The sequence below is a fragment of the Sulfurimonas hongkongensis genome (assembly GCF_000445475.1).
Taxonomy (GTDB): domain Bacteria; phylum Campylobacterota; class Campylobacteria; order Campylobacterales; family Sulfurimonadaceae; genus Sulfurimonas; species Sulfurimonas hongkongensis.
The window spans coordinates 24,741-48,020 of sequence record NZ_AUPZ01000013.1 but is presented as its reverse complement, the minus strand read 5'-3'; the positions used below and the strand labels follow the sequence as shown (position 1 = coordinate 48,020).

The window sequence follows — 23,280 nt, the reverse complement described above, 5'->3', positions numbered from 1 at the left end:
TTTAGTATGTTATAATCTTGCATTTGCATAAATGAAGAGAGAAATACGGTATTTGAATGACTATTTTACATAAAAAATTTATAAAATCACTTAGTGCTATCTCTTTGCAACGAAAGTTATTTATGTTTATTGTTTTTGCTCTATCGTTGATAATAGTTACTGGTGGTATATTCATATATAAGCTTGTTAACGATACTTTTATGCAATCTGAGAAGACACATATTGAAATAATTGCTGAATCATTATCCCCGAGGGTAAGTGTATGGTATTTTATAAACAGTCATGCAGATAGATCTGAGATGGATGAGTTCTTAAAACAGATGCTTATTGTTTACAAGCTTGAATATATCGCCTTTAAAGATAAGAATGGAAGGCTTGTATCTGAGAGTAAAACATCAAAATATATTGCAGAAGATTCATATAATATAGAGTATAAAAAAGAGATCTACACTCCAGAGGATGATTCTTCTAAAAACTTTATGGGAACTCTTGAAATTGTCAATAGTAACTATATGTTAAAAGAACTTTCAAATAAATATACTATTGCTGGGGTTCTTTTTGCCATCATATTGACCCTGTATTTCTATTTGGAGATGCGATTGTTAAAGGGTTTGCTAATGCCGTTGAGTAGAATTGCTACAGAGATCAAAGACTATATGCCCGGAGATAACCTTGTTTTTAAACAATTTACCCTAAATAAAGATGATGTTATATTTGAGATTGTCAATGGATTTAAACAAATGCAGCAGAATATTGATGATGCTATGAGAGAGAAGGCTATCGAAGAAGAAAACAATAAAGCTAAAGATGCCTTTTTGCTTAAACAATCACGATTTATTGAAATGGGAACGATGATTAGCAATATTGCCCATCAGTGGAAACAGCCCCTTAATGTTGTACAACTTTGCATTAGTGATTTAACTATCAAAAGCATGTTGGGAGAAGTTGATTTTAAATATCAGAAAAAAATTTTTGAAGAAATTGACAATCAGGTAGCGTTTATGTCAAAAACGATTGATGTTTTTAGAAATTTTCTTAATGAAGATTATGATAAAAAAAATATGAAGAAGTTTTACATTAAAAAGGCTGTTGAAGAGAGTTTGCAGTTGCTAGATAGTATGTTTGACAACAAAAAAATATCAATTGAGGTAAATTTGGATAAAGAGTCTGTTGCTTATGGGTCTATCAGTGAAATAGAGCAAGCTATTTTGGTTATATTGCATAATGCCGTAGATGCTATAGTAGGTAGTGGTAAAAAAAATGGAAAAATAACTATAGAGTGTATGATTGAAGATAAAAACAATATCATTAAAATCCAGGATAATGGTGGAGGATTTGATGATGGCATTGTTGATAAAATATTTGATGCTTATTTTACAACTAAGCATCCATCACAAGGTACTGGACTTGGACTTTTTATAACAAAAACAATAGTCGAGATAAGATTTAACGGCACTATAGAAGTATATAACTCTAAAGAGGGTGCACTCTTTGTGATTAAAATTCCTTTGGCCAAGGAAGAAGAAAAAAATATTTAACTTTTTATGGCTTTTTCTTCCCTTTTTATTTTAAAATTTTAGTAGCTGTAGCTCTACTTTTCTTCTGAAATATTTTCTTCGTTATTTATCGGTTTCATAGCTGGAAAAAGAAGTACATCTCTAATGGAGTGCTCATTTGTAAGTAGCATCACAAGTCTATCCATTCCTATACCTTGCCCAGCGCACGGTGCCATTCCATAGCTTAGTGCTTCAATGAAATCCTCATCCATTTCATGAGCTTCATCATCTCCAGCATCTTTGTTTTGTACTTGAGCTTGAAATCTCTCATACTGGTCCACAGGGTCATTTAACTCACTAAAAGCATTTGAAATTTCACGACCAGCAATAAAAAGTTCAAATCTCTCTGTAACATCTAGATTTTTATCACATCTTCTTGCAAGTGGAGAAATCTCAACTGGATACTCTGTTATGAAAGTGGGATTGATAAGTTTTTTCTCAACAAAGGCATCAAAGAGTTCACCTTGAAGTTGACCTAGAGTCATCTCAGCATTTGCAGAAAAGTTTCTTTCGTTTAAATATGTTATTATATTTTCTTTATCTTTAATAATATCTGGAGGAACCTCACCAATAGTTACAAGGGACTCTAAGAGAGGAACCTCACTAAACTTGTCAAAGTTTATTTCTAATTCGCCATATGGAAGAATACTAGGAAGACTTAAATGCTCAAAAAGATATTTAAAATACTCTTTTGTAATCTCTATAAGGTCTTTATAGTTTTTATAAGCCCAGTAGAACTCTATAGAAGTAAACTCAGGATTGTGAGTAGCATCCATACCTTCATTTCTAAAGTTCCTATTTATCTCAAATACAGCTTCAAAACCACCGACTATAAGTCTTTTTAAGTAGAGTTCTGGAGCTATTCTTAGATATCTATCGATGCCAAGAGCATTATGATGTGTAACAAAAGGTTTAGCATTTGCACCACCAGGGATAGGGTGCATCATAGGCGTTTCTACTTCTAAAAAGCCTTTGTTTTCAAAAAAGTGACGAGTTAAAGAGATAACTTTAGAGCGAATAGTAAATGTTTTTCTAGCATCACTACTCATTATAAGGTCAAGATATCTTTTTCTATATCTAATCTCTTTATCAGTTACACCATGAAATTTTTCGGGCAGTGGCGAGATAGATTTAGTTAGCATTTTTATCTCAGTAGCGTGAAGTGATAGTTCCCCTTGCCCTGTTATAAAAGGAAAGCCTCCAACTTCAACTATATCTCCAACTTCAAAATGTTTTTTGAAAAAGTCATTGTAAAAACCATCAGGAAGATTATCCCTAGCTACATAAGCTTGAAGTATTCCGCTTTCGTCTTCAATTTTTATAAAACTTGCTTTTCCCATAATCCTAAAAAATTTTATTCTTCCGCTTATGCAGTAGTGGCGTTTTTCATCTCTTTTATTCTCTTTTTCTTCTATATCTGAGTTAACATATAAATATTTTTTTATAGTTGTACTTCTAGCATTATCATTAGCGTATGGATTAAATCCAGCATCTTTTAATATTTGCGCTTTTTCTATTCTTTGTTGTATTAGTTTGTTCTCAAAAGCCAATCTTTTTCCTTTTTATTTTATTTATCACATAAAATGAGCAAAGCCCATTTTATTACGCTAGCCGCTGTGGCACTAAAGCTTGCTCTTTTTCAAAGAGCAGAGTTTTGAACTCGGAAGTGAGGCTTCAGCCTCGCCTTGTGCGACTTTAAAAGCAAAATGCGATTTGTAAGTCTTTTGGGTGGGACTTCAGTCCCACTTTCTGGAAGAAAACGCCACTTCAAAGAGAATATTATAGCTGTCTCACACCTTCTTAGCTTGGCAGTTTGCACAGATACCATAGATTTGCATAGAGTGGTCTTGCATCTTAAATCCCAACTCGTCCGCTATGATGTGTTGTCTTTTTTCTATCTCTTCATCTACAAATTCCATAATACTTCCGCAATGAGTGCAGATAAAGTGATCATGGTGGTTTTTCGCACCTAGTTCGTACTTTTTGCCTTGAGCACCAAAAGATAGTGAAGTTACCATCTTTGAATCTTCAAGTAGAGATAGCGTTCTGTATACTGTAGCTATTCCTGTATTTAAGTCTGGAAATTTCTCTTGTATGAGATGATGCAATGATTCTGGAGTTAGATGCTCATCTGAGTTATAAAGAGTCTCTAAAATAACTTCTCTTTGGATAGTAAACTTTAAAGAATTCTTTTTCAGTAGTGCTTTAAAGTCACTTAAAAGCTGTTCATATTCGATGGTTCTATCATCGAAGTCAGTTGTTACTTTTGACATTTTCATCCTTTGTTTCAAGCTTGTCTTGTAGCTTTTTTTTAGTTTTCTCAACTATTTCATCAGTAGAGTTTTTTATATTTTTATCTACCTCCGAATTTACCTTATCTGTTACTTGTTTAGTTACTTTGTTTATGCTTTGGTTTATATCATCACTTATCTCAACTGGGTCTAGTTTCATAATAAAAGCGCCAGTCTCAACTAGTACAGGAAATAAAAAGCTATTTTGCATAGGCTCTTCTATGGTAGATTTTACAGCTTTTATGCTGTAAGCAGCGTGAGCAATTACGGCGGCTATTAGAAAAAATTTACTTGCACCAAAAATAAAGCCTAAGATTCTATCAAAAATACCAAGACCACTTAAAAGACTTAGTTTTTTAAAGATATAACCTATCATAATCATAAAAACCCAAAAGACCCCTAGTGTTACTAAAAAACCTAAAAAGCTTATAGCCGCGTTGTTATCAAGTTTAAAGATCGCATCACTTAGTGCTCCACCTACGCTATCTCCAACGCGAGATGCTACAAAGATACCACCGATAATTCCGATAAGACCAAAAACTTCTTTGAAAAATCCGTTTATTATCCCTTTTAAGCCAAGCAAAAGTATGATAACCGATGCTACTAAGTCAAAATAGTTAAATTCCATCTATTTTTGTTCCGAAACCATTTGATTTTTACCACTACTTTTAGCTTTATACAGAGCTTTGTCAGCTCTTGCTATGATGGAGTCTGGAGTGTCACCTGCACTATATTTAGTAGTACCTACACTCATTGTAACTCTTAGTCCTTCGCCCTTGTATATCAGTTTGTTTGATCTAACAATATCAAGAAGTCTTTTCGTTATTTTTAGGCAGTGTTGTTCATCTATACGATTTAGAATGATCACAAACTCTTCGCCACCATATCTAAAGACTTTATCGCCATCTCTTAGTGTTTTTTTCAAAATATTTGCTATAAAGATTAAAACTTTGTCTCCAGCTAAGTGACCGTGCTTATCGTTAATGCTTTTAAAGTCATCAATATCTAAAAGAAGCAGATGAAACTCATAAGGAAGGTCACTGTTTGAGCAGAGCATTTTAAGATGCGAAGATAGTGCTCGTCTGTTAAAAACTTTTGTAAGTGAGTCAAGATTTGATTTTTCTTCTAGATTTTTAACCTGTGTTGTTAGTTGAGTAATGATTTCATTTGCTTTTTTTACTTCATCGCTCATATGAAGTTGAATCTCATTGAACTTTGTTGTAAGAGATGGTAAGTCTATATGTTGTGAATTACACTCTACAAGAGTTTTTTCATGAAGTTTTGTAAGCTTCTCTATTTTTTGATTTGTGTTTGCGTAAGAAGACAGACTTTTGTCTGCTATCTCTTTATAGGCATTTTGAAAAAGTGACTCTACAAAACCTTTACTAGTTATATCTTTATCGTCTATATCCATGATGATCTGAGCAGATTCTTTTAAGTAGTTTGCTATTTGCTCTTTTGATGCACTCTCTTGTTGGTCAATAATAGTGGAGAGTTCTTTGCACATTTCATTTGCCAGAGATATTAGTTCATCTTTTTGCATTTAGAGATATCCTAGTTAAAATATTGTGGTATTATACTTACCTAAGCATAAAAAAAGCTTTCATTATAAGTGAAAAGCACTATATTAACCTCAATCAGAGCTATTTTAGGAATTTTTATGTAAAATAGCAAAAAATTATATATTTAAGGTTTTATTATGAGTACTTGGAATCCAAAAAGTTGGAGAGAAAAACCAATATTGCAACAACCAACTTATCCAGATAAAGATGAGCTAGAGAGAGTTTTAAGAGAGTTAGAAAACTATCCTCCTCTAGTTTTTGCAGGAGAAGCAAAAAGATTAAAAAGTCAGCTAGCAGGTGTAGTTGAAGGAAAAGCTTTTTTGCTTCAAGGTGGAGACTGTGCTGAGAGTTTTAGCGAGTTTCATGCTGATGGTATCAGAGATACATTTAAAGCACTAATGCAGATGGCAGTAGTGATGACTTATGCTGGTGGAGTTCCTGTTGTAAAAGTTGGTCGTCTAGGTGGTCAGTTTGCTAAACCTCGCTCAAGTGATACTGAAACACTAGATGGCGTTACACTTGATTCTTACCGTGGAGATATTATAAACGCTATGGAATTTACTGCCGAGGCTCGTACTCCAGACCCAAAGAGAATGATAAGAGCTTATAACCAAGCAGCAGCTACGCAAAATCTTCTTCGTGCTTTTGCAACTGGTGGCATGGCAGACTTGCATCAAGTTCACAAGTGGAACTTAGCCTTTACTAACAAAACTGAGGTTTCACAAAAGTATGAACAATTAGCTCAAGAGATAGAAAATTCACTAAAGTTTATGCAAGCTTGCGGGATAAACTCTAAAACATTTAGAAGTCTAGGTGAGACAGATTTTTACACTTCACACGAGGCACTTTTGCTCCCTTTTGAAGAGGCTTTTACTAGAAAAGACTCAATAAGCGGAGACTGGTACGATACCTCTGCACATATGCTCTGGATAGGAGATAGAACTCGCCAGATAGATGGTGCTCATGTTGAGTATCTAAGTGGTGTTAAAAACCCAATAGGTGTTAAAGCTGGACCTAGCATGGAGCCAGAAGATCTTATTAGGCTATGTCAAAAGTTAAATCCCGAAAATGAAGCAGGAAGATTAAATATCATAGTTAGAATGGGTGCAAACAAAGTAGGCGAGGGTATGCCAAAACTGATTCGCGCAGTTGAAAAAGAGGGGATGAAAGTGCTTTGGAGCTGTGATCCAATGCATGGTAACACTATAAAATCATCTACAAACTTTAAAACTCGCCCAGTAGATGCAGTACTTACTGAGATGAAACAATTTTTTCAAGTGCATCGTGCTGAGGGAACAATAGCGGGTGGAGTTCACTTAGAGATGACTGGTAAAAATGTAACAGAGTGTATTGGTGGCTCATTTATGGTAACAGAAGAAGACTTAAGCTCTCGCTACCACACTCACTGTGACCCAAGACTAAATGCAAATCAATCTTTAGAACTTGCATTTTTAATAGCAGATACGCTAAAAGAGTCTAAGCAATAGCTTCACACGTTTAGGTATGAATTTTCTCATACCTAGGGCGATTCTATCTCTTCTACTTTTTCTTCTATAGTTAACAGCTCTTCAACTTTTTGCTCATAAGCCTCTTCTAGTTTTTTAAGCTCCGATGCGAGGGCTGTTATGCCTATCTCTTCATAGCATTTTGGGTCGGCTAAGTACTTGTTCTTCTCTTCCATCAACCCTTCAAGTTCTTCTATCTCAAGAGGAAGTTTTTCTAAGGCTATTTTTTCTTTAAAAGTAAGCTTTAGTTTTTTTGGTTTTTCCTCTTTTTGAACTGTGGTCTCTTTTATCTTTGTAGTCTCATTTTGCATAGCATCTAGCTCGCCAAGCTCTTTTTCAAGCTCGAGATATTCACTATATTGCTGATACGACTCTTCGATGCGTTTATCGTCTTTAAAGATAAAGAGTTTTTTTGCAATCTTGTCTACAAAATACCTATCATGACTTACAATGATAACAGCACCGCTAAAGTTTGTGAGTTGCTCTTCTAGGATGTTTATAGTTGGAATATCTAGGTCATTTGTTGGCTCATCTAGTATGAGAATATCAACATTTTTAGTAAAAAGAAGTGCTAATGCTATGCGGTTTTTCTCTCCACCACTTAGAGTTCCTACCTTTTTGTCTAAAAACTCTCTAGGAAAGAGGAAGTTTTTAAGATATCCATAGACATGCATATCTCTTCCTCTAACACTGACTCTATCTCCACCATTTGGGCAAAATGTCTCTATAAGGTTTTTGTCGTCATCTAGCATCTCACGATGTTGGTCAAAGTATCCTACTTTAAATTCGCCTCTTTTTATAACGCCACTTGTAGGCTCAACTCTGCCTAAAAGTGCTTTTAGAAGTGTTGATTTGCCACTTCCGTTTGGTCCAACTATGGCTATAACATCTTTTTGAAGTATGGTAGTTGTAAAGTCTTTTAGTAGCTCTTTATTTCCTAGAGTTAAGCTTAGATTTTTAACCTCAAAGAGCATCTTTTGTTTGTTGATGCTCTTATCTCGGTTAAAGTGTTTTGCCTCTCTTTGAAGCTCTAGTGACATCTTTTTTATCTTTGCAGGATTTACTTTTGCTTCCTCTCTTAGAGCCATCAACCTCTCTTTTCGACCCTCATTTCTCTTAAGTCTTGCCCGAACACCTCTAGCAAACCACTCATTTTCTCTCTTTAGCACATCAAGAAGATTCTCATGCTGTTTTTCAAGCGTTCTTATGTACTCCTCTTTTTGCGTCAAGTAGTCGCTATATCCACCGCTATACTCTCTAAGTGAGCAATCTTGAACCTCTATACTCTTTGTTGCAATATTGTCTATAAAATATCTATCGTGAGAGATAAAAACAAGTGTAAATTTTTCTCTTAAAATCAGCTCTTCTAAAAACTCAACCATATAAACATCGAGGTGGTTAGTTGGCTCATCAAGAAGTAAAACATCTGGTTTTTGAAGCAGAAGTGAGGCTAGGGCGACTCGTCTTTGCTCGCCACCGCTAAGCAGTGCTACAGGTCTGTCCTCATACTGCACAAGGTCAAAGTGTTGGATAATTCTCTCTATCTTGTCATCTAAGTTCCAAGCGTTGTGATGGTCTAAATAGCTTGAGAGTTTTTCATACTCATCTAGGAGTTTTTTGTTCTCATACTCATCGGCTAAGAGCAGCGAGAGTTCATTATATCTCTTTTTAGCATTATTTAGTTCACTAAGCCCATCTTCAACAGCTTCTCTTACACTATGACCCTCTTTAAAGTTTGGTCTTTGGTCTAGCATCTTGACTTCAAGATCACTCTTAGCAATTCTCTCCCCCGCATCTTGCATAAGAGAGCCGTGGATAATCTTCATAAGAGTAGATTTACCACTACCATTTTTACCGATGATAACAATACGTTCTCCCTCATCTATATGAAAATTCACATCTGTTAAAATCTTTTGAGCGGAGTAGTGTTTTGAAATGTTTTGTAGGTCTATTAATGCCATGTTTGTATGTTTTTCTTTAAGTTTGGATTTGTACGAATGATAGCGAGATGTTGATTAATAAGTACTTTGTTAATAATTTGTAAAATACTCACGAAAGATATTTTTTATCTCATTATTGTCTACGTTGATTTAGAAGGAAACTCTATAGACTCTTTGTTAAATAAAAAGTGTTTTATGGATTTGGATAGAGCATCTTATGTCTGCCTATTTTAAAGTCTTTGACAGTTTTTAGTTGTTGTAGTAGAAGTTTTTGCTTTTTTAGTTTTATTAAAGAATATAGATATATAATGCCTCAAATATCTAAATGGATTAAAAGTTGAAAATTAAAGAAAATATTTTTGGTGGTATTAGTGTTGCTGTTATTGCTTTACCCTTAGCTTTAGCATTTGGAGTATCTAGTGGTTTAGGTGCTAGTGCAGGAATTTATGGTGCCATTATTTTAGGCTTTTTTGCATCTCTTTTTGGTGGAACTCCTACTCAAATTTCAGGTCCAACTGGACCTATGACTGTAGTGATCGCAGCGGCACTAGTTAGTCTAAATGCTGATTTAGGACTTATTGTTACTACTATACTCTTAGCTGGAATATTTCAAATAATCTTTGGCATATCAAAGATTGGTAAATTTATTCAGTACATTCCATATCCTGTTATTTCTGGTTTTATGAGTGGAATTGGTATAATTATTATAATTTTACAAATAAACCCATACTTAGGACTTAAGAGTAACTCTTCCATCATAGATACACTTCTTTTACTTCCATCAAACATTTTAAGCATAAACTTTAGTGCTTTTATACTCTCTAGTGCTACTCTTCTTATTATGTTTTTTATACCTTCAAAGATAAATAAAATCCTACCTACTCCGCTAATCGCCTTAGGAGTTTTGACTCCTCTTAGTGTTTATTTTGGTTTAGAAGTTGATACCATAGGTGAGATTTCACTGGCTATACCATCATTTATTATGCCATCAATAGATTTCTCACACTACAGCACTATCCTTTCTCTAGCATTCACACTCGCAGTTCTTGGCTCTATGGATACACTTCTTACATCCATAGTAGCGGACTCTATAACTGGGGTTAAACACAAGCCAAACAGAGAGCTTATAGGTCAAGGTATAGGAAACTCACTCTGTGCATTAACAGGCTCTCTTCCTGGTGCTGGAGCTACTATGAGGACTGTTTTAAATATAAAAAGTGGAGCCACTCATAAAATCTCTGGGATGATTCACTCCATCACTCTTCTTTTAATAGTTCTTTTTTTAGCACCCTTAGCATCACAAATTCCACTTGCAATACTTGCTGGGATTCTTGTAAAAGTGGGGATTGATATACTTGATTATAGGTTTATTTCCATCTATAAAGAAGCTCCTAAGCAAGATTTGAGCGTTATGCTTGTAGTCTTTTTTACTACAGTTTTTGTAGACTTAATAGCTGCTGTTGGAGTCGGTATAGTCTTAGCGTCACTACTTATAGTCTATAGAATTACAAAAGAGTCGGAGATAAGTTTAGTAGATGTTGCAAGCAAAGATGAGTCCCATAAGTTAGATTTGGCGCAGAAAAAGATAAGAGTTATAAAAATAAATGGTGCTTTTTTCTTTGGCTCAAGTACTGCTTTTGAGAACAAAGCATATGCTATTTTAGACACTAAAATAGTTATCATAGACATTTTAGATGTTCCTTTTATGGACTTAACAGCCATGTTTACACTAAAAAATCTTATAGCAAAACTAGAAAAAAGAGGCATTAAAATTATCATCCTAGCAAAAGAGCATGATAAAGCTCAACTTTTAAAGCTAAACAAAACTCATGTGTTAGATAAAGTAGAGTTTTATGCAAGTATGAGTGAAGCTAGCTATTATTTATCTTGAAAAACTAAAACCTATAGAAAACTTAGTTATATTGTTGTTATAGTCTATAAGACTCTCTCCATAGCCGCAAAATATTTTTGTATAAAAGTAAGCATCGTCTATAAGTGGATATGAATATGTTGACTCTACTGCTCCATACCCTGTTACAACATTTCCTCTAGCCATAAGGGTAAACATGTGCTCACCTAAGAAGTAGTTAAATTTTATAGATGTATATCCAAGATAGTCCATTATATCTGGATTATCATCATCATTGGCAGTCCCTGGGAGTGGTACAGATAGCCTTAGCTCTGCAAGAAGTGTTTCATGTTGAAAAGATAGTTCTGTGTATAAAAGATTAATATTTCTTGAGCGATTTCCTGGATTTTTACTGGGATCAATATAGTCAACACCCTCATTACTTCCTTGACCATTTGAAGTGTGTGCTATACCTGCTTTTACAGACTTAAGGTTAAAATATGAGTCTTCGTTTTTAATAGGAAACTCTACAAAAGCCTCAGGTGTGTAGTTAGTCTCTCTAAATGGAGACGACTCTGCATATGTTTGCCAAAATGCTAGATGCGAATATGCCAAATAGTAACTCTCATCAAACCCTAAAAAATTTGTTCCAAGGTAGAGTTTAAGACTTACTTGAATTTCTGACTCTGTACTTTTATAATTATCCGTTGGAACATAAGATTTATAATCACCACCGCTTCTATATCCCATTGGCAAGAGATAGTTTGCTTTATGTGGCATTAATCCAAAATCTTCATTTAGCCACCTCTGCATGCTTTTTTTTGAGACTTCATCACTTATATTTGTAATATCATAACTCTCAACTTCTATACCTTTTTTGCTATCTATTTTAGAAGCAATAGCACTTAAAACTAAAAAAATTAAAACTAAAATATGCTTCATATCTAAACCTTTACTCTATCTTCTATGGCTCTAGTGAGCGATAATATATCTATGTTTTCTAAACTTACACCAGTAGGTACACCTTGAGCAATTTTGGAAAAATTTATCTTAAATGAACTTAGTTTATCTTCTATATACATCATAATGGCATCATTTGCAATAGAAGGGGTAAGGGCGAAGATTATCTCACTTACTCCACCCTCGACAATCTTTAAGAGGTTTGAGATGCTAAGCTCTTCTAGTGAATCTAGCACAAAATATCTGCCATCAAAGAGTCCATTATCTTCAAAAAGCAGTATATCTTTTGCATTTTCTATAATACAAAGTGTGCTTGCATCTCTTCTTTCATCTGAGCAGATAAAACATAACTCATCTTCTGTCATACCACCACATTTAGTGCATTTTTTGAGGCATCCTAGTGCTTCTTCTATGCTGTGAGAGATTTTCATCCCAACAAAGCTATCTTTTATAAGCATATGATAAGCCAGTCTTGTTGCAGATTTTTTACCAATAGTAGGTAACTCTTCAAGAGCATCGACTAGACGGTTAAACTTATCTAAAGAGTGCTTCATTTAGTCTCCTTTGGTAGAAGTATCCATAAGGATAGAGGCGATATAAGATGCCCAGCACTAAGCCTTGCATCTTCGCCTGAACCAAAAAACATATCAGCTCTAAGCGTGCCTTTTATAGCTCCACCTACATCTTGAGCCATCACAACTCTATTTATATCTTTATCATCTATCTTTGATTTTAAAAAGAGCATACTTCCTAGTGGTATCTTATTTGGATCAACTGCAATAGAGCGCATAGGTTCTAAAACAAGCCCCAAAGCTCCAGATGCACTGTGTGGTTTTTTTTGAAAAAAAACAAGTGAGTTGTTATAGTTTAGGACTTCATCAACCCTGTTTGGATTTTTCTTTAGCCACGCTCTTATGCTTTGCATCGACATATCTTCACGCTTTATTTCACCTTGGTCTATAAGGTATTTTCCTATAGAGTTATACTTATGACCATTTTGATTTGCATAGCCGACATAGATATTCTCGCCATCATCTAACTCAACTCGCCCTGAGCCTTGAATCTCTAAAAAAAAGATATCAAGCTTAGAATCACTATAACAAATGACCTCTGCATCTATCTTGTCACTCTCTTCTCTGGGATAGTACGGAACTAACCTGTTTCCCTCTAGACGACCTCTTAGTCTATACTTTTTTAAGTCTTCATAAATACTAGAGAGTTCAACACTTATAAGGTCTTTTGGTTCTTCGTATATAGGATAGATATATGGCTCTTTTTTTGTAAGTGAGGCTCTTAAAGTAGGCTCATAGTAACCTGTGAGTAGTCCTTTGTCATTAGCATCTTCTGGCATAACCATGTAAACATTAAACTTAGACTCAAAAAAATTCTTGGCATCTCTTGCCACTCTTGCCCTTTGACAAAGCAAGCCATAAATCTCTTGTGTTTTTTCGCTTTTGCAGTTGTTTATAAAGCTATTGAGTGCTTCTTGATGGTTTTCGCTCTCCCACCCTTGTAGCTCATCAAAGCTAGACTCGCTTAAGTAGGTGTTTGGTAACTCTTTAATTTTGATATGTGGTTTTTTAGAACATCCCCAAAAAAACAAGGAGAGGCTAAGTAATAAAATAGTCATTTGTCTCATGAGGGCAATTATACATATATTAAATTAAAAACGATATAATTGCGAAAATTTTATTTGTTAGGATATTATAAACTATGCAAGATATGAGTTATTATGAGATACTTGAAGTAAGTAAGGATGCCGATAAAACTACTATAAAAAAAGCTTACAGAAGACTCGCTAAAGAGTACCATCCTGATAAAAATGCAGGTGATAAAGAGGCTGAACAAAAGTTTAAACTATGCAATGAAGCATATCAGTGTTTAAGTGATGATAAACAAAGAAGTATTTATGACCGTTATGGTAAAGAGGGACTTCAAGGGATGGGTGGTAGAGGTCACTCATCTGGTGGTTTTGATGATTTAGGCTCGATGTTTGAAGAGATGTTTAGCGGTTTTGGAGGTGGACGAAGTCGTCGTCAAAACCCAGCAGATATGGATAAATATCCACTTGACATGAATGTTGATATGTACATCTCATTTAATGAAGCTATTTTTGGATGTGAAAAAGAGATAGAGTTTACTTATAAAAAAGCGTGTAAACCTTGTAAAGGAACTGGTGCAAAAGATGCAAAACTCTCAACTTGTCCTCAGTGTAAGGGTCAAGGTCAAGTATATATGAAACAGGGCTTTATGACTTTTTCTCAAACTTGTCCCCTTTGTCAAGGAACTGGAAGTTCTGTGGCTGATGCTTGTAGTAGCTGTAAGGGCAGGGGTTATGAGGAAGTTCAAGAGAGTGTTAGCATAAAGATACCAAAAGGTATAGATGAGGGTAATCGCCTAAGAGTCTCTGGCAAAGGAAATATCAGTAAAAAAGGTATGCGTGGTGATCTCTATGTTACTTTTGGAGTAAAGCCAGATAAACATTTTCAAAGAGATGGAAATGATGTCTACATCGCTATTCCTGTATTTTTCACTCAAGCTGTAACTGGAGAAACACTTACTATCCCATCCCTTAGAGGTGAGTTGGAGTTAAAGCTAGATGTTGGAACAAAAGACAAACAACACTTTACTTTTAGAGGAGAAGGTGTAGAAGATGTGCATGGTCACGGAAAAGGGAACTTGATAGCTCAAGTAAATATCTCTTATCCTAAAAAACTAAATGATGAACAAAAAGAGTTACTTAAGAAGCTTCAAGACTCTTTTGGCATAGAGTCTAAACCACATGAGAGCGTGCTTGATTCTGCTATAGAGAAGATGAAAAGCTGGTTTAAGTAAAATTATGAACCGACAACTCTTAAAAGAGAAACTCTCAACTCTTGCACTCTCTATGTTTAGAAAAGACTTCTTTGGCATCTATCATGGATCTCTATCTGCAAAAACAGAGTCAAATAGGTTTCTTATAAATACAAAAGAAGCAGTTTTTGATGCTTTAGATGAGTCAGCTTTGATAGAGCTTTACTTTAAAAAAGATTACAGATGGAACCAAGCGAGTATGGATGCTAAAATACACTTTAGCATCTACTCGCAAATCTCTGATGCAAAGTTCGTCTCTTTTACAATGCCACCATTTACAACTGCCTACTCGCTAGAGCATAGTCATATAACTCCAAAAGACTACTTCGGTTTTAAGGAGTTAGGCTCTGTTGAGGTAGTAGATCCAAAGCAGTTTGAAGACTGGTATGAAAGAGCACAGAGTGAGATAGCCTACTACTTTCAAACAAAAAAAACAAATATAATGGTCATAAGAGGTTATGGAGTTTACTCATTTAATAGAGATGTGCATGAGATGGCAAAAAAACTAGCCATCCTAGAGAGAAGTTGTAGACTTCTTATGCTTGATGGTTCACAAAAAGATTTTAACTTTGACTAGACATTTTATTTTGTGCCTAATTTTCAAGCCTCTCTTTTTTTATAAAATTCAGATTTAAATTCATCATATCTATCTTCTAAGATTGCCTCTCTAGCTTCTCTCATTAGGTTTAGATAGTAGTGCAGGTTATGCAGAGTTGCAAGACGAAAGTATGTTATCTCACGTGAGCGAAAGAGATGGTTTAAGTAAGCTCTTGAGTATCTTTGACAAGTTAGGCACCTGCACTCAGGATCAATCGGCGTTTTATCTTCTTTAAAACTTGCACCTTTGATATTTAGCTTTCCAAAGGATGTAAAAAGAGTTCCATTTCTTGCGTTTCTTGTAGGCATAACGCAGTCAAACATATCGATGCCTCTGTCTATATTTTCTATCAAATCTTCGGGTGTTCCAACGCCCATCAGGTATCGAGGCTTCTCTTTTGGCATAAACTGTGTTGTGTGCTCAACCGTGTCATACATCTCATTGTTGAGTTCACCTACAGAGAGCCCGCCAATAGCAAAACCATCAAAATCAAGTTCGCATAGCTCTTTTGCACTTTTTTCTCTAAAGGACTTGTCAGTTCCACCTTGGATAATGGCAAAGATATTTTGCTCTACACCGATGCCACTCTCTTGTTTTTGTCTAAAATACTCAATACTCTCTCTTGCCCACTCTGTAGTTCTCTCGATACTAAGTTTTATCCGCTCTTGTGAAGCAGGGAGTGCTACAAGATCATCTAAAACCATCATGATATCAGAGCCGAGATTGTTTTGGATGTCTATAACTTTTTTTGGCGTAAAGAAGTGTTTTGAGCCATCTATATGAGAACGGAACTCTATGCCATCAGCCTTTGGTTTTGAGATATCGCTTAGTGAGAAAGCTTGAAATCCTCCACTATCTGTTAAAAAACTCTTAAAAAATGTAGTAAAACCATGAAGTTTGCCCATCTTTGCAACTGTCTTATCACCAGGGCGAAGATACATATGATAAGTATTTGCTAAAATTATATCAGCACCTAAAGTCTCGAGCACATCTTGCATATCAAGAGCCTTGATGCTTCCAAGCGTTCCAACTGGCATAAAAACTGGTGTTTTGATGGTTGAGTGAGCTGTTTTTATAGTACAAGCACGGGCATTTTTTGAAGTAGCATCTATTTTAAAATCCATGAGTTTTTTTATCCTGAAATGTTTTAAATTTTTGACATTATATCATTTTATAAGAGAGGCGTTTAGGTGAAGTTTTATCTCAGTCACGGACTCATTTGAGCTTAGTTCTATCTCAAGGTTATACATCTGTGAGACTCTTTTTACTATGTCTAAACCTATCCCAAAACCGCCCTCATGTTTGTTATGTCTATAGTATCTCTGAAATATTTTATCTTGAGAGGCTTTACTTATGTTCTCACTTGTGTTTGTTATGCTAAAGAGATCTTTTGTTAAAGAAATTTTAATGATACCGTTATTTTTGTTGTACTTGATGGCATTTGAGAGTAGGTTACTAAAGAGTCTTTGCACACTTGACTCATCGATGGAGATATATACATCTTCTAACTCTTTTTCTATTGTGATAGACTTTTTAAGTGCTAAATCTTCATAGAGAGTAAGTTCGCCAAGTAGGGCTTCTTTTAGGTTTATGCTCTTTATCACATTGAGGTTATCTTCTAAAAGCAAGTAGGTCAAATCCGCATAGATTTTCTGAACTCTTTTTGAACTTATCTCTACTCTTTGGAGAATTTTCTCATCAATATTTTGTTTTTTAAGTCTCTCAACACTCATAAGGATGGCAGTGATGGGAGTGTTTAGTTCATGAGTTGAATCTTTTATAAACTTGTCTAGCTTTACTCTCTCATTTTGTATGGGCTTTAAAAACATTTTTGTTAAAAAGTAGCCAACTACGACTATGGCAAAGATGGAAGAAAAAGAGATTAAGAGAATGTTCTTTATAAGATTTAAGCGTTCATCATCTTTTTTTATACTTTTTGTTATGAGATATTTTACTCCATGATGCATCTGTGGGCTTAGATCTACTAAATATTCAAACTCTGCACTTGTATAAAAACCTTCTTCAAATTTCGCATCTTTTAACTCTTTGCCTAGGATTAGATTTTTATTTTCATCATAAAGTGATATCTCAAAACCATCAACTTCTTTAACTAAGAGAGGTTCATCATTCATATATGAAGTGATGATTTTAGATGAGATATGTGAAGAGAGTGAGTACATTTTCTCTTTTTTTATAGCTTCGATGCTCTTTGATTCATAACCATAAAAACTTATAGCCATAAAAAAGATAAGTAGTATGGATGAGCCAAGGTATAGCCCTAAAAAGCCATAAAGCGACTTTTTCTCACTTGCAGTTAACTCTATAGCCAACTCCTTTTATAGTAGTGATAAAGTCTTTTCCTAAAGCTGCTCTTATGTTTTTTATATAAGTTCTGATAGTTGCTTCACTAGGGATTTGAGACTCTAGCCAAATGTTAGCTATAAGCTCTTGATGGCTAATGATGCTATCTTTGTGCCTAAGAAAATACTCTATGATTTTAAACTCTTTGTTAGAGAGCTTTACTCTTTTGTCACAATCTACAAGCTCATATGTGAGTCTATCAAGGTATCTTTTATCATCTATGCTAATTTTTGTGTTTTGAAGAGATTTTAGGATGTAGTTGACTCTTGTGTCAAGCTCTAAAAGCTCAAAAGGTTTTTTGAGGTAATCATCACAACCTAAATCAAAACCTCTTTTTAAATCTTTTGCACTCTCTAAGGAAGTTATAAATATAGTAGGAGTTGTAATACTCTGCTCTTTTAGTAACTTTAGAAGCTCAAATCCATCAAGAGTCGGAACATTTACATCAAGAAGCAGAAGGTCATATGAACTGCTTAAAATCTTATCATAAGCATCCTCTCCATCATAAACTAAATCTACCTCAAAGCCTTGCTCATTTAGATGCTCAAAAACAATCTCACTAAGGATGATATCATCTTCTAAAAGTAGTATCTTCATCCCTATATTGTACTATCTTTTTCTTAGAGAGTATAAGATGGGAATGAGAAAAAGAGTTAAGATTGCCGAAGTAACTATTCCTCCTATCATCGGTGCTGCGATTCTTTGCATCACTTCACTACCAACTCCATCTATATACATGATGGGGATAAGTCCGCCTAGTATGGAAAAAACTGTCATAAGTTTTGGACGAAGCCTAAGAGCAGAACCTCTTATGATGGACTCTTTAAAAGTCGATGTTTTCTCCTCTACGGCTTCTTGAAGATATATAATCATAACAATGGCAGTCTCAGCTGCAATTCCTAAAAGGGCTAAAAATCCAACTACCAAAGCTACTGAGAGGTTAAATCCAAGATAGTCTATATAAAGGAGCCCTCCAAGTATGGCAAAAGGAAGCGTAAAAAAGACTATCAAAGAGTTTGTTAAATCTCTTAGAGCGAAATAAATAAGAACAAAGATTGACAAAACAACTATGGGGACTATAAGTGTGAGTCTCTTCTTTGCTGATTCTAAATACTCACTCTCTCCTGCAAACTCATAGTAGTAAGAAGAAGGAAAATCAATACCCTTGATAACCTCTTTTGCAGCATTTTTATACTCCTCTGAGCTTACACCGCTTTTTGGAGTGATGTAGACAAATGAGACTCTCATACCTTTCTCGCTCTTTATTACACTTGCACCCTCACTAAACTCTACATCTGCAAAGATATTTAGAGGTAAAAATCCAAGTTTAGTCTTTACCTTTAGCTCTCTTATACTCTCAATAGAATCTCTTTGAGAAGAGTCTACTCTCATAGAGATGGAGTGACGTTTGAGTCCATCAACAAAAGTCCCAACTCCAATCCCTCCAACTCCAAAAGAGATAGTATCTAGTATCTCTTTTTTGTTAAGTTCATACCTTGCAAGGGCATCTTGCTTTATGTCTATGTTTAAAAAGTATCCGCTGTTTGACTTATCTGCGGAGATATTTTGAGTAAGTTCTAGGTTTTTTAATCTTTGCTCTATCTTAGATGCTAACTCCTCTAAGACCTCATTATCATCTCCATAGAGCTTTATGCCAAGAGGTGTTCTTATCCCCGTTAGAAGCATATCTATCCTACCTCGTATAGGATAGGTCCATGAGTTTATAAGTCCTTTAATTTTGAGTGCTTCGTCCATATCGCTCATAAGTCTCTCATAAGTCATTCCCTCTCTCCAAAGGGATTTATCTTTAAAAGTAATGATTGTCTCAATCATGGCAAGTGGAGCAGGATCTGTTGAACTATTGGCTCGACCAGCTTTACCAAAAACAGTATCGACTTCTGGAAAACTCTTGATGATTTTGCTTGTCTCATGTGTAAGGTCTTTTGCAAGCTCTACGCTGATGCCATAAGGAGTAACAGGCATATACATAAAATCCTGCTCATTAAGCACTGGCATAAACTCCCATTTTTGAGCATTATAAAGTGGAAAAAGATAAGCTATACCAACAATGCTAAGAGCTAAAATAACATACTTAAATTTTAGAGCAAATTTTAACAAAGGCATATAGATAGAGATAAAAAATCTATTTATTGGGTTTTTATTCTCTTCTTTTATCTCTCCTTTTATGAAAAAGAGCATCAAAACTGGAACAAGTGTGATGGATAGTAGTGCTCCTACTAGCATTGCAAAGGTCTTAGTAAAAGCTAGTGGTGAGAAAAGTCGTGCTTCTTGACCTTCAAGTGCGAAGATTGGTAAAAATGAGACTACGATTAAAATGAGTGCAAAAAAGATAGGTCGTCCAACCTGTTTTGAAGACTCTATGATTATCTCTTTTGTGCTTTTTGAGCCATCACTCTTACTTAGATGCTTGTGAGCATTCTCTATCATCACGATAGAAGCATCTACCATCGCACCAATGGCAATAGCGATTCCACCTAAACTCATGATATTTGAGCCAATATCAAAAAAGCTCATAAGAGCAAAACTAAAAAGTACAGTTAAAGGAAGTACGATAATGACAATAAGAGCACTTCTTGCGTGAAACAAAAAGAGTGCAATGATAATGATAACAATGATGGACTCCTCTATAAGTGTTCGCTTAAGAGTATCGATGGCTCTGTCTATGAGTTTACTTCTATCATAAGCAGTTACAATCTCTACATCTTCACTTTGCAGGGTTGCTATCTTTGCTTTTATCTTTTGCAACACTTCATAGGTGTTTTCTTTGTATCTAACTAGAACTATACCGCCTACTACTTCACCCTCTCCATTAAAATCAGCCACTCCACGTCTAGGCTCTGGTACTTCCCTAACCTCTGCTATATCTTTTAGTTTTAGTGGTAAAACTCCATTAACTTTAAGAGTGATATTTTCTAAGTCAGCTATGCTTTTTGCATATCCACGAGCTTGTATGATATTTTCATAACCATTTTCTAAAAGTACGCCTCCGCCTATATCTTGGTTGTTTTCTCTTAGAGCGTTTATGATTTCATTTATGCCAATGTTATGTTTTACCATTTTATCTTGGTCTACTAAGAGTTGGTAACTCTTAACAAAACCACCAACAGCGGCTACTTCACTAACTCCATCTACTCCTAAGAGCCCATATTTTAGGTAATAGTCTTGATAGTCCCTAAGCTCAGATAGGTTTAGTTTATCAGACTTTAAAATGTACTGGTAAGCCCAGCCAACTCCAGTAGCATCTGGACCCATACTAACCTTTGCCTCATTTGGAAGAGTTGGGATGATGGAGGAGAGTTGCTCTAGGATTCTGCTTCTTGCGTCGTAGATATCAGTGCTATCTTTAAAGATGATATATATAAGAGAGTTCTCAAAACTACTCATCGCTCTTATGGTTTTGATATCTGGAAGCGACATAAGCGAGCTAATAAGTGGATAGGAGACCTGCTCTTCTATAATTTTTGGGGATTGTCCCTTGTATGAGACTTGCAAAATCACTTGTGGCGGAGACAAGTCGGGTAGGGCATCAAGTGAGAGATTTTTGATGCTTATGAGACTTATGGTAGTTAGTAAAACTGAGATAAGAAGAACTAAAAAGATATTTTTAGAACTAAAATCTATGACTCTTTCAATCATTTTTTACCACTCCTCACTCATATAGTATCCGTTTGTCTGTGCATCACTATCTAGTAGAAACAGTGCATTTACAACAACTTCTGTATCCTCGTTTATCCCGCTAAATATCTCATAATATTCGCCTATATATTTTGCATCTACTTCTTTTGGTTCATACTCTGTTTTGGAGACTTTTGTAAAGACATAAAACTTGCCGTCTCTTTTTATAATTGCCTCTTTTGGGAGAGTTAGAACCTCTTTTATATCTTTAGAGATGCTGACTTTTGCAAACATATCTGGAAATATTTTTGCATCTTTGTTATCCAAATCAACTCTTACATCAAAGCTCAGGTCTTCTTTGTTTATCTTTGGATATATTTTGCTTACCTTTGCATCTATTGGTTGATTAAACCCTTCGATATTTACACTCGCACTCATCCCCTCTTTAACAAATGCTATATCTTTTTGGTAGACTTTAGCAATCACCCACATCTTTGAGCTATCTGCAATCTTAAAAAGAGTAGAGCCAGCTTTGACAAATGAGCCTTTAAAGACATTTTTTTCTATGACAAGGCCGCTGAATTTGCTCTTTATAGATACTGTTTCTCCTTTTGAATCTATCGCCTTACTGTCTAACTCATAGAGTCTTAGCTTTTGCAAAATTGTATCTTGGACCTTTTTAAAGTCGCTAGATGAGTTAAGCTCATTTTTTAGAGTAAATATCTCTTTTGAGTAGATATTAAAGAGCTTATCACCAACTTTAAAACTCTTGTAAAGCTCATCCGCATATAGCGTCTCTATAAAGCCATCAAACCTTAGACTTACTTCATAGATGCGGCTCTCATCATAGGAAGTGGTAGCATAGTAGCTATTTGTCACTTTTTTAGTTTGAAATTTTGCTTTTGTTGTTTTGATGTTAAAAGCTTGCTCAAATGTTTTAGCGTTTGAAGTAAAAACTAAAAGAAGTATTAAAATTATTATCTTCATGATAGACTCTCTTTTGTGATGTAGTAAAGCTCAAATTCGGCTCTTTTTTTGTCAAGGAAGTATCTTAATTTTTGCACTTTTAATTCTAAGAGTAGATTTTCATTTTCTATCTTTTTCTCTAGTGTTATAGAACTTGCAATGCTTGAGTTTTCGTAAGCCTCTAACTCGGTGTAACGTTGCTGTAAATCCTCAAGACTCATAAGTCTTTTTTTGAGATATTCCACTCTTTTTTTGTTTTTGTGAAAAAGGCTAACTCTGCTTTTGTGAAAATCACTCTGTTTTTGCAAAGCTTCTGAGGCTCCTGCTTTTGCAACTTTAACCTTTGCATCTTCAGCTCCATAGATAGGAAGTGCAAAAGAGGTAGAAAATGAGAGATAGTCATCAAAGTTTTGACGGTTGTTATAGCTCATACTTAGAGTAATGTTTGAGTATTTTTTTCTTTGTTCTAAAGTGCTTTGTAGTTCAAATCGTTTTGTGCGAAGCTCTAAGATTTTAGCTGCTGGAGAGTTTTTTAAGCCATCATCTCTAAAATCATCATCTATTTTTGCACGCTTTACATCTCTAAACTCTTGTGAGCTAAGATATTTAAACTCATGTTTTAGTGAGGTTATCTCATCTTTGAGCTCAAAACTCTCATCCTCAAGCTTAAAGATTTTTCGACTTAGTTCTACACTTACTTTAAGTGAATCACTAAGACTTACACTTCTTTCATAGTAGTTAAGAAGTACTCTCAAATTTGCTTTTCTTTGCTCTACAATTTCTAAGATGGACTCTTTTGTGTATATCTCTTCAACTAAGAGGGCGATTTTTTTATAGAGCTCAATCCTCAAATCTTCTAGCTCATACTCTAAGATAAGAGTATCAACTCTAAGCATTGACTCTTTTAGATCTAGTTTACCAAAGGTCTCAAACTCTTGAGAGATGCCAATAAACTGGGTCTGCATAGACTCTATATCTCTTTTAAAAAAATTGTCGTTTAGTGGCATATCATTGACACCTATGCTGATGATGGGGTTTTTATAAACAACCTCGGCATCTATAGCGTGTCTAGAGGCTAAAACTTTTTCATACTTTGCCAAAACTTGTGGCGATTTTTGAAGTGCAACTTCTATCATCTCATCAAACTCAAGAGAAAAACAAAGAAGCGGCAGTAGTAAAAGTTTTAGCATTTTCATTTTTAAA

19 protein-coding genes are annotated in these 23,280 nt (G+C 35.0%); 5 read left to right on the top strand and 14 right to left on the bottom strand.

What is annotated here, in order from left to right:
• The first annotated feature begins 56 nt into the window (after positions 1 to 56).
• Entirely contained in the window at positions 57 to 1,538 is a 1,482-nt protein-coding gene (locus tag M947_RS20565) for a sensor histidine kinase (protein WP_021288030.1), read from the top strand.
• Positions 1,539 to 1,591: 53 nt separating this feature from the next.
• On the opposite strand, the gene lysS is transcribed toward M947_RS20565, so the two are convergent.
• The 4 genes from lysS to M947_RS20545 form a co-directional block, all read right to left on the bottom strand.
• The gene (gene lysS / locus M947_RS20560; protein WP_021288029.1) at positions 1,592 to 3,106 is read right to left on the bottom strand and encodes a lysine--tRNA ligase; all 1,515 of its coding nucleotides are present in this window, start codon (positions 3,104 to 3,106) and stop codon (positions 1,592 to 1,594) included.
• A 240-nt stretch (positions 3,107 to 3,346) separates the two neighbouring features.
• The gene (locus M947_RS20555) at positions 3,347 to 3,829 is read right to left on the bottom strand and encodes a Fur family transcriptional regulator (RefSeq protein ID WP_021288028.1); all 483 of its coding nucleotides are present in this window, start codon (positions 3,827 to 3,829) and stop codon (positions 3,347 to 3,349) included.
• Positions 3,810 to 4,475, bottom strand: coding sequence for a CvpA family protein (locus M947_RS20550; RefSeq protein WP_021288027.1), 666 nt, complete (start codon positions 4,473 to 4,475; stop codon positions 3,810 to 3,812). The genes M947_RS20555 and M947_RS20550 overlap by 20 nt, the downstream gene beginning before the upstream one ends.
• Positions 4,476 to 5,390: a GGDEF domain-containing protein gene (locus M947_RS20545; protein WP_021288026.1), complete on the bottom strand. Its 915-nt coding sequence runs from the start codon at positions 5,388 to 5,390 to the stop codon at positions 4,476 to 4,478.
• 156 nt (positions 5,391 to 5,546) lie between these two features.
• On the opposite strand from M947_RS20545, the gene M947_RS20540 reads away from it, so the two are divergent.
• On the top strand, positions 5,547 to 6,896 hold the full coding sequence (locus M947_RS20540; RefSeq protein ID WP_021288025.1) for a class II 3-deoxy-7-phosphoheptulonate synthase: 1,350 nt from the start codon (positions 5,547 to 5,549) through the stop codon (positions 6,894 to 6,896).
• A gap of 32 nt (positions 6,897 to 6,928) precedes the next feature.
• Here M947_RS20540 and abc-f read toward each other — a convergent pair whose 3' ends face one another.
• Positions 6,929 to 8,875: a ribosomal protection-like ABC-F family protein gene (abc-f, locus tag M947_RS20535; RefSeq protein WP_021288024.1), complete on the bottom strand. Its 1,947-nt coding sequence runs from the start codon at positions 8,873 to 8,875 to the stop codon at positions 6,929 to 6,931.
• Between the two features lie 316 nt (positions 8,876 to 9,191).
• Here abc-f and M947_RS20530 point away from each other — a divergent pair, with 316 nt between their 5' ends.
• Positions 9,192 to 10,745 carry a SulP family inorganic anion transporter gene (locus M947_RS20530; RefSeq protein WP_021288023.1) on the top strand — a complete coding sequence of 518 codons (1,554 nt, stop codon included), beginning with the start codon at positions 9,192 to 9,194 and terminating at the stop codon, positions 10,743 to 10,745.
• Here M947_RS20530 and M947_RS20525 read toward each other — a convergent pair.
• The 3 genes from M947_RS20525 to mltA are packed head-to-tail and all read right to left on the bottom strand — an operon-like array spanning position 10,737 to position 13,293.
• A complete protein-coding gene (locus M947_RS20525) occupies positions 10,737 to 11,645 on the bottom strand; it encodes a phospholipase A (protein ID WP_021288022.1) in 909 nt (302 codons plus the stop codon). The two genes, M947_RS20530 and M947_RS20525, sit on opposite strands and share 9 nt — an antisense overlap.
• A 2-nt stretch (positions 11,646 to 11,647) precedes the next feature.
• Positions 11,648 to 12,217: a recombination mediator RecR gene (gene recR, locus M947_RS20520; RefSeq protein ID WP_021288021.1), complete on the bottom strand. Its 570-nt coding sequence runs from the start codon at positions 12,215 to 12,217 to the stop codon at positions 11,648 to 11,650.
• On the bottom strand, positions 12,214 to 13,293 hold the full coding sequence (mltA, locus tag M947_RS20515) for a murein transglycosylase A (protein WP_021288020.1): 1,080 nt from the start codon (positions 13,291 to 13,293) through the stop codon (positions 12,214 to 12,216). Before mltA ends, recR begins: the two co-directional genes overlap by 4 nt.
• An 83-nt stretch (positions 13,294 to 13,376) precedes the next feature.
• Between mltA and dnaJ the strand changes: the two genes are divergently transcribed.
• Both dnaJ and M947_RS20505 read left to right on the top strand, forming a co-directional pair.
• On the top strand, positions 13,377 to 14,498 hold the full coding sequence (dnaJ, locus tag M947_RS20510; RefSeq protein WP_021288019.1) for a molecular chaperone DnaJ: 1,122 nt from the start codon (positions 13,377 to 13,379) through the stop codon (positions 14,496 to 14,498).
• 4 nt (positions 14,499 to 14,502) lie between these two features.
• A complete protein-coding gene (locus M947_RS20505; protein ID WP_021288018.1) occupies positions 14,503 to 15,093 on the top strand; it encodes a class II aldolase and adducin N-terminal domain-containing protein in 591 nt (196 codons plus the stop codon).
• Between the two features lie 23 nt (positions 15,094 to 15,116).
• On the opposite strand, the gene tgt is transcribed toward M947_RS20505, so the two are convergent.
• From tgt to M947_RS20475, 6 genes are read right to left on the bottom strand one after another with little or no spacing between them, the layout of a single operon-like run.
• Positions 15,117 to 16,238, bottom strand: coding sequence for a tRNA guanosine(34) transglycosylase Tgt (gene tgt, locus M947_RS20500; RefSeq protein WP_021288017.1), 1,122 nt, complete (start codon positions 16,236 to 16,238; stop codon positions 15,117 to 15,119).
• A gap of 42 nt (positions 16,239 to 16,280) precedes the next feature.
• Complete coding sequence (locus M947_RS20495; RefSeq protein WP_021288016.1) at positions 16,281 to 17,444, bottom strand: sensor histidine kinase; 1,164 nt, start codon at positions 17,442 to 17,444, stop codon at positions 16,281 to 16,283.
• Complete coding sequence (locus tag M947_RS20490) at positions 17,419 to 18,072, bottom strand: response regulator transcription factor (RefSeq protein ID WP_021288015.1); 654 nt, start codon at positions 18,070 to 18,072, stop codon at positions 17,419 to 17,421. The genes M947_RS20495 and M947_RS20490 overlap by 26 nt, the downstream gene beginning before the upstream one ends.
• Before the next feature lie 12 nt (positions 18,073 to 18,084).
• A complete protein-coding gene (locus tag M947_RS20485) occupies positions 18,085 to 21,132 on the bottom strand; it encodes an efflux RND transporter permease subunit (protein ID WP_021288014.1) in 3,048 nt (1,015 codons plus the stop codon).
• Between the two features lie 3 nt (positions 21,133 to 21,135).
• Complete coding sequence (locus M947_RS20480) at positions 21,136 to 22,098, bottom strand: efflux RND transporter periplasmic adaptor subunit (RefSeq protein ID WP_021288013.1); 963 nt, start codon at positions 22,096 to 22,098, stop codon at positions 21,136 to 21,138.
• Entirely contained in the window at positions 22,095 to 23,273 is a 1,179-nt protein-coding gene (locus M947_RS20475) for a TolC family protein (RefSeq protein WP_021288012.1), read from the bottom strand. The genes M947_RS20480 and M947_RS20475 overlap by 4 nt, the downstream gene beginning before the upstream one ends.
• Positions 23,274 to 23,280: the final 7 nt, after the last annotated feature.

Coding starts and splice junctions, on each gene's coding strand:
- M947_RS20565 (WP_021288030.1), top strand. CDS start 57: ATGACTATTTTACATAAAAAATTTATAAAATCACTTAGTGCTATCTCT.
- M947_RS20555 (WP_021288028.1), bottom strand. CDS start 3,829: ATGTCAAAAGTAACAACTGACTTCGATGATAGAACCATCGAATATGAA.
- M947_RS20550 (WP_021288027.1), bottom strand. CDS start 4,475: ATGGAATTTAACTATTTTGACTTAGTAGCATCGGTTATCATACTTTTG.
- M947_RS20545 (WP_021288026.1), bottom strand. CDS start 5,390: ATGCAAAAAGATGAACTAATATCTCTGGCAAATGAAATGTGCAAAGAA.
- M947_RS20540 (WP_021288025.1), top strand. CDS start 5,547: ATGAGTACTTGGAATCCAAAAAGTTGGAGAGAAAAACCAATATTGCAA.
- abc-f (WP_021288024.1), bottom strand. CDS start 8,875: ATGGCATTAATAGACCTACAAAACATTTCAAAACACTACTCCGCTCAA.
- M947_RS20525 (WP_021288022.1), bottom strand. CDS start 11,645: ATGAAGCATATTTTAGTTTTAATTTTTTTAGTTTTAAGTGCTATTGCT.
- recR (WP_021288021.1), bottom strand. CDS start 12,217: ATGAAGCACTCTTTAGATAAGTTTAACCGTCTAGTCGATGCTCTTGAA.
- mltA (WP_021288020.1), bottom strand. CDS start 13,293: ATGACTATTTTATTACTTAGCCTCTCCTTGTTTTTTTGGGGATGTTCT.
- dnaJ (WP_021288019.1), top strand. CDS start 13,377: ATGCAAGATATGAGTTATTATGAGATACTTGAAGTAAGTAAGGATGCC.
- M947_RS20505 (WP_021288018.1), top strand. CDS start 14,503: ATGAACCGACAACTCTTAAAAGAGAAACTCTCAACTCTTGCACTCTCT.
- tgt (WP_021288017.1), bottom strand. CDS start 16,238: ATGGATTTTAAAATAGATGCTACTTCAAAAAATGCCCGTGCTTGTACT.
- M947_RS20490 (WP_021288015.1), bottom strand. CDS start 18,072: ATGAAGATACTACTTTTAGAAGATGATATCATCCTTAGTGAGATTGTT.
- M947_RS20485 (WP_021288014.1), bottom strand. CDS start 21,132: ATGATTGAAAGAGTCATAGATTTTAGTTCTAAAAATATCTTTTTAGTT.
- M947_RS20480 (WP_021288013.1), bottom strand. CDS start 22,098: ATGAAGATAATAATTTTAATACTTCTTTTAGTTTTTACTTCAAACGCT.
- M947_RS20475 (WP_021288012.1), bottom strand. CDS start 23,273: ATGAAAATGCTAAAACTTTTACTACTGCCGCTTCTTTGTTTTTCTCTT.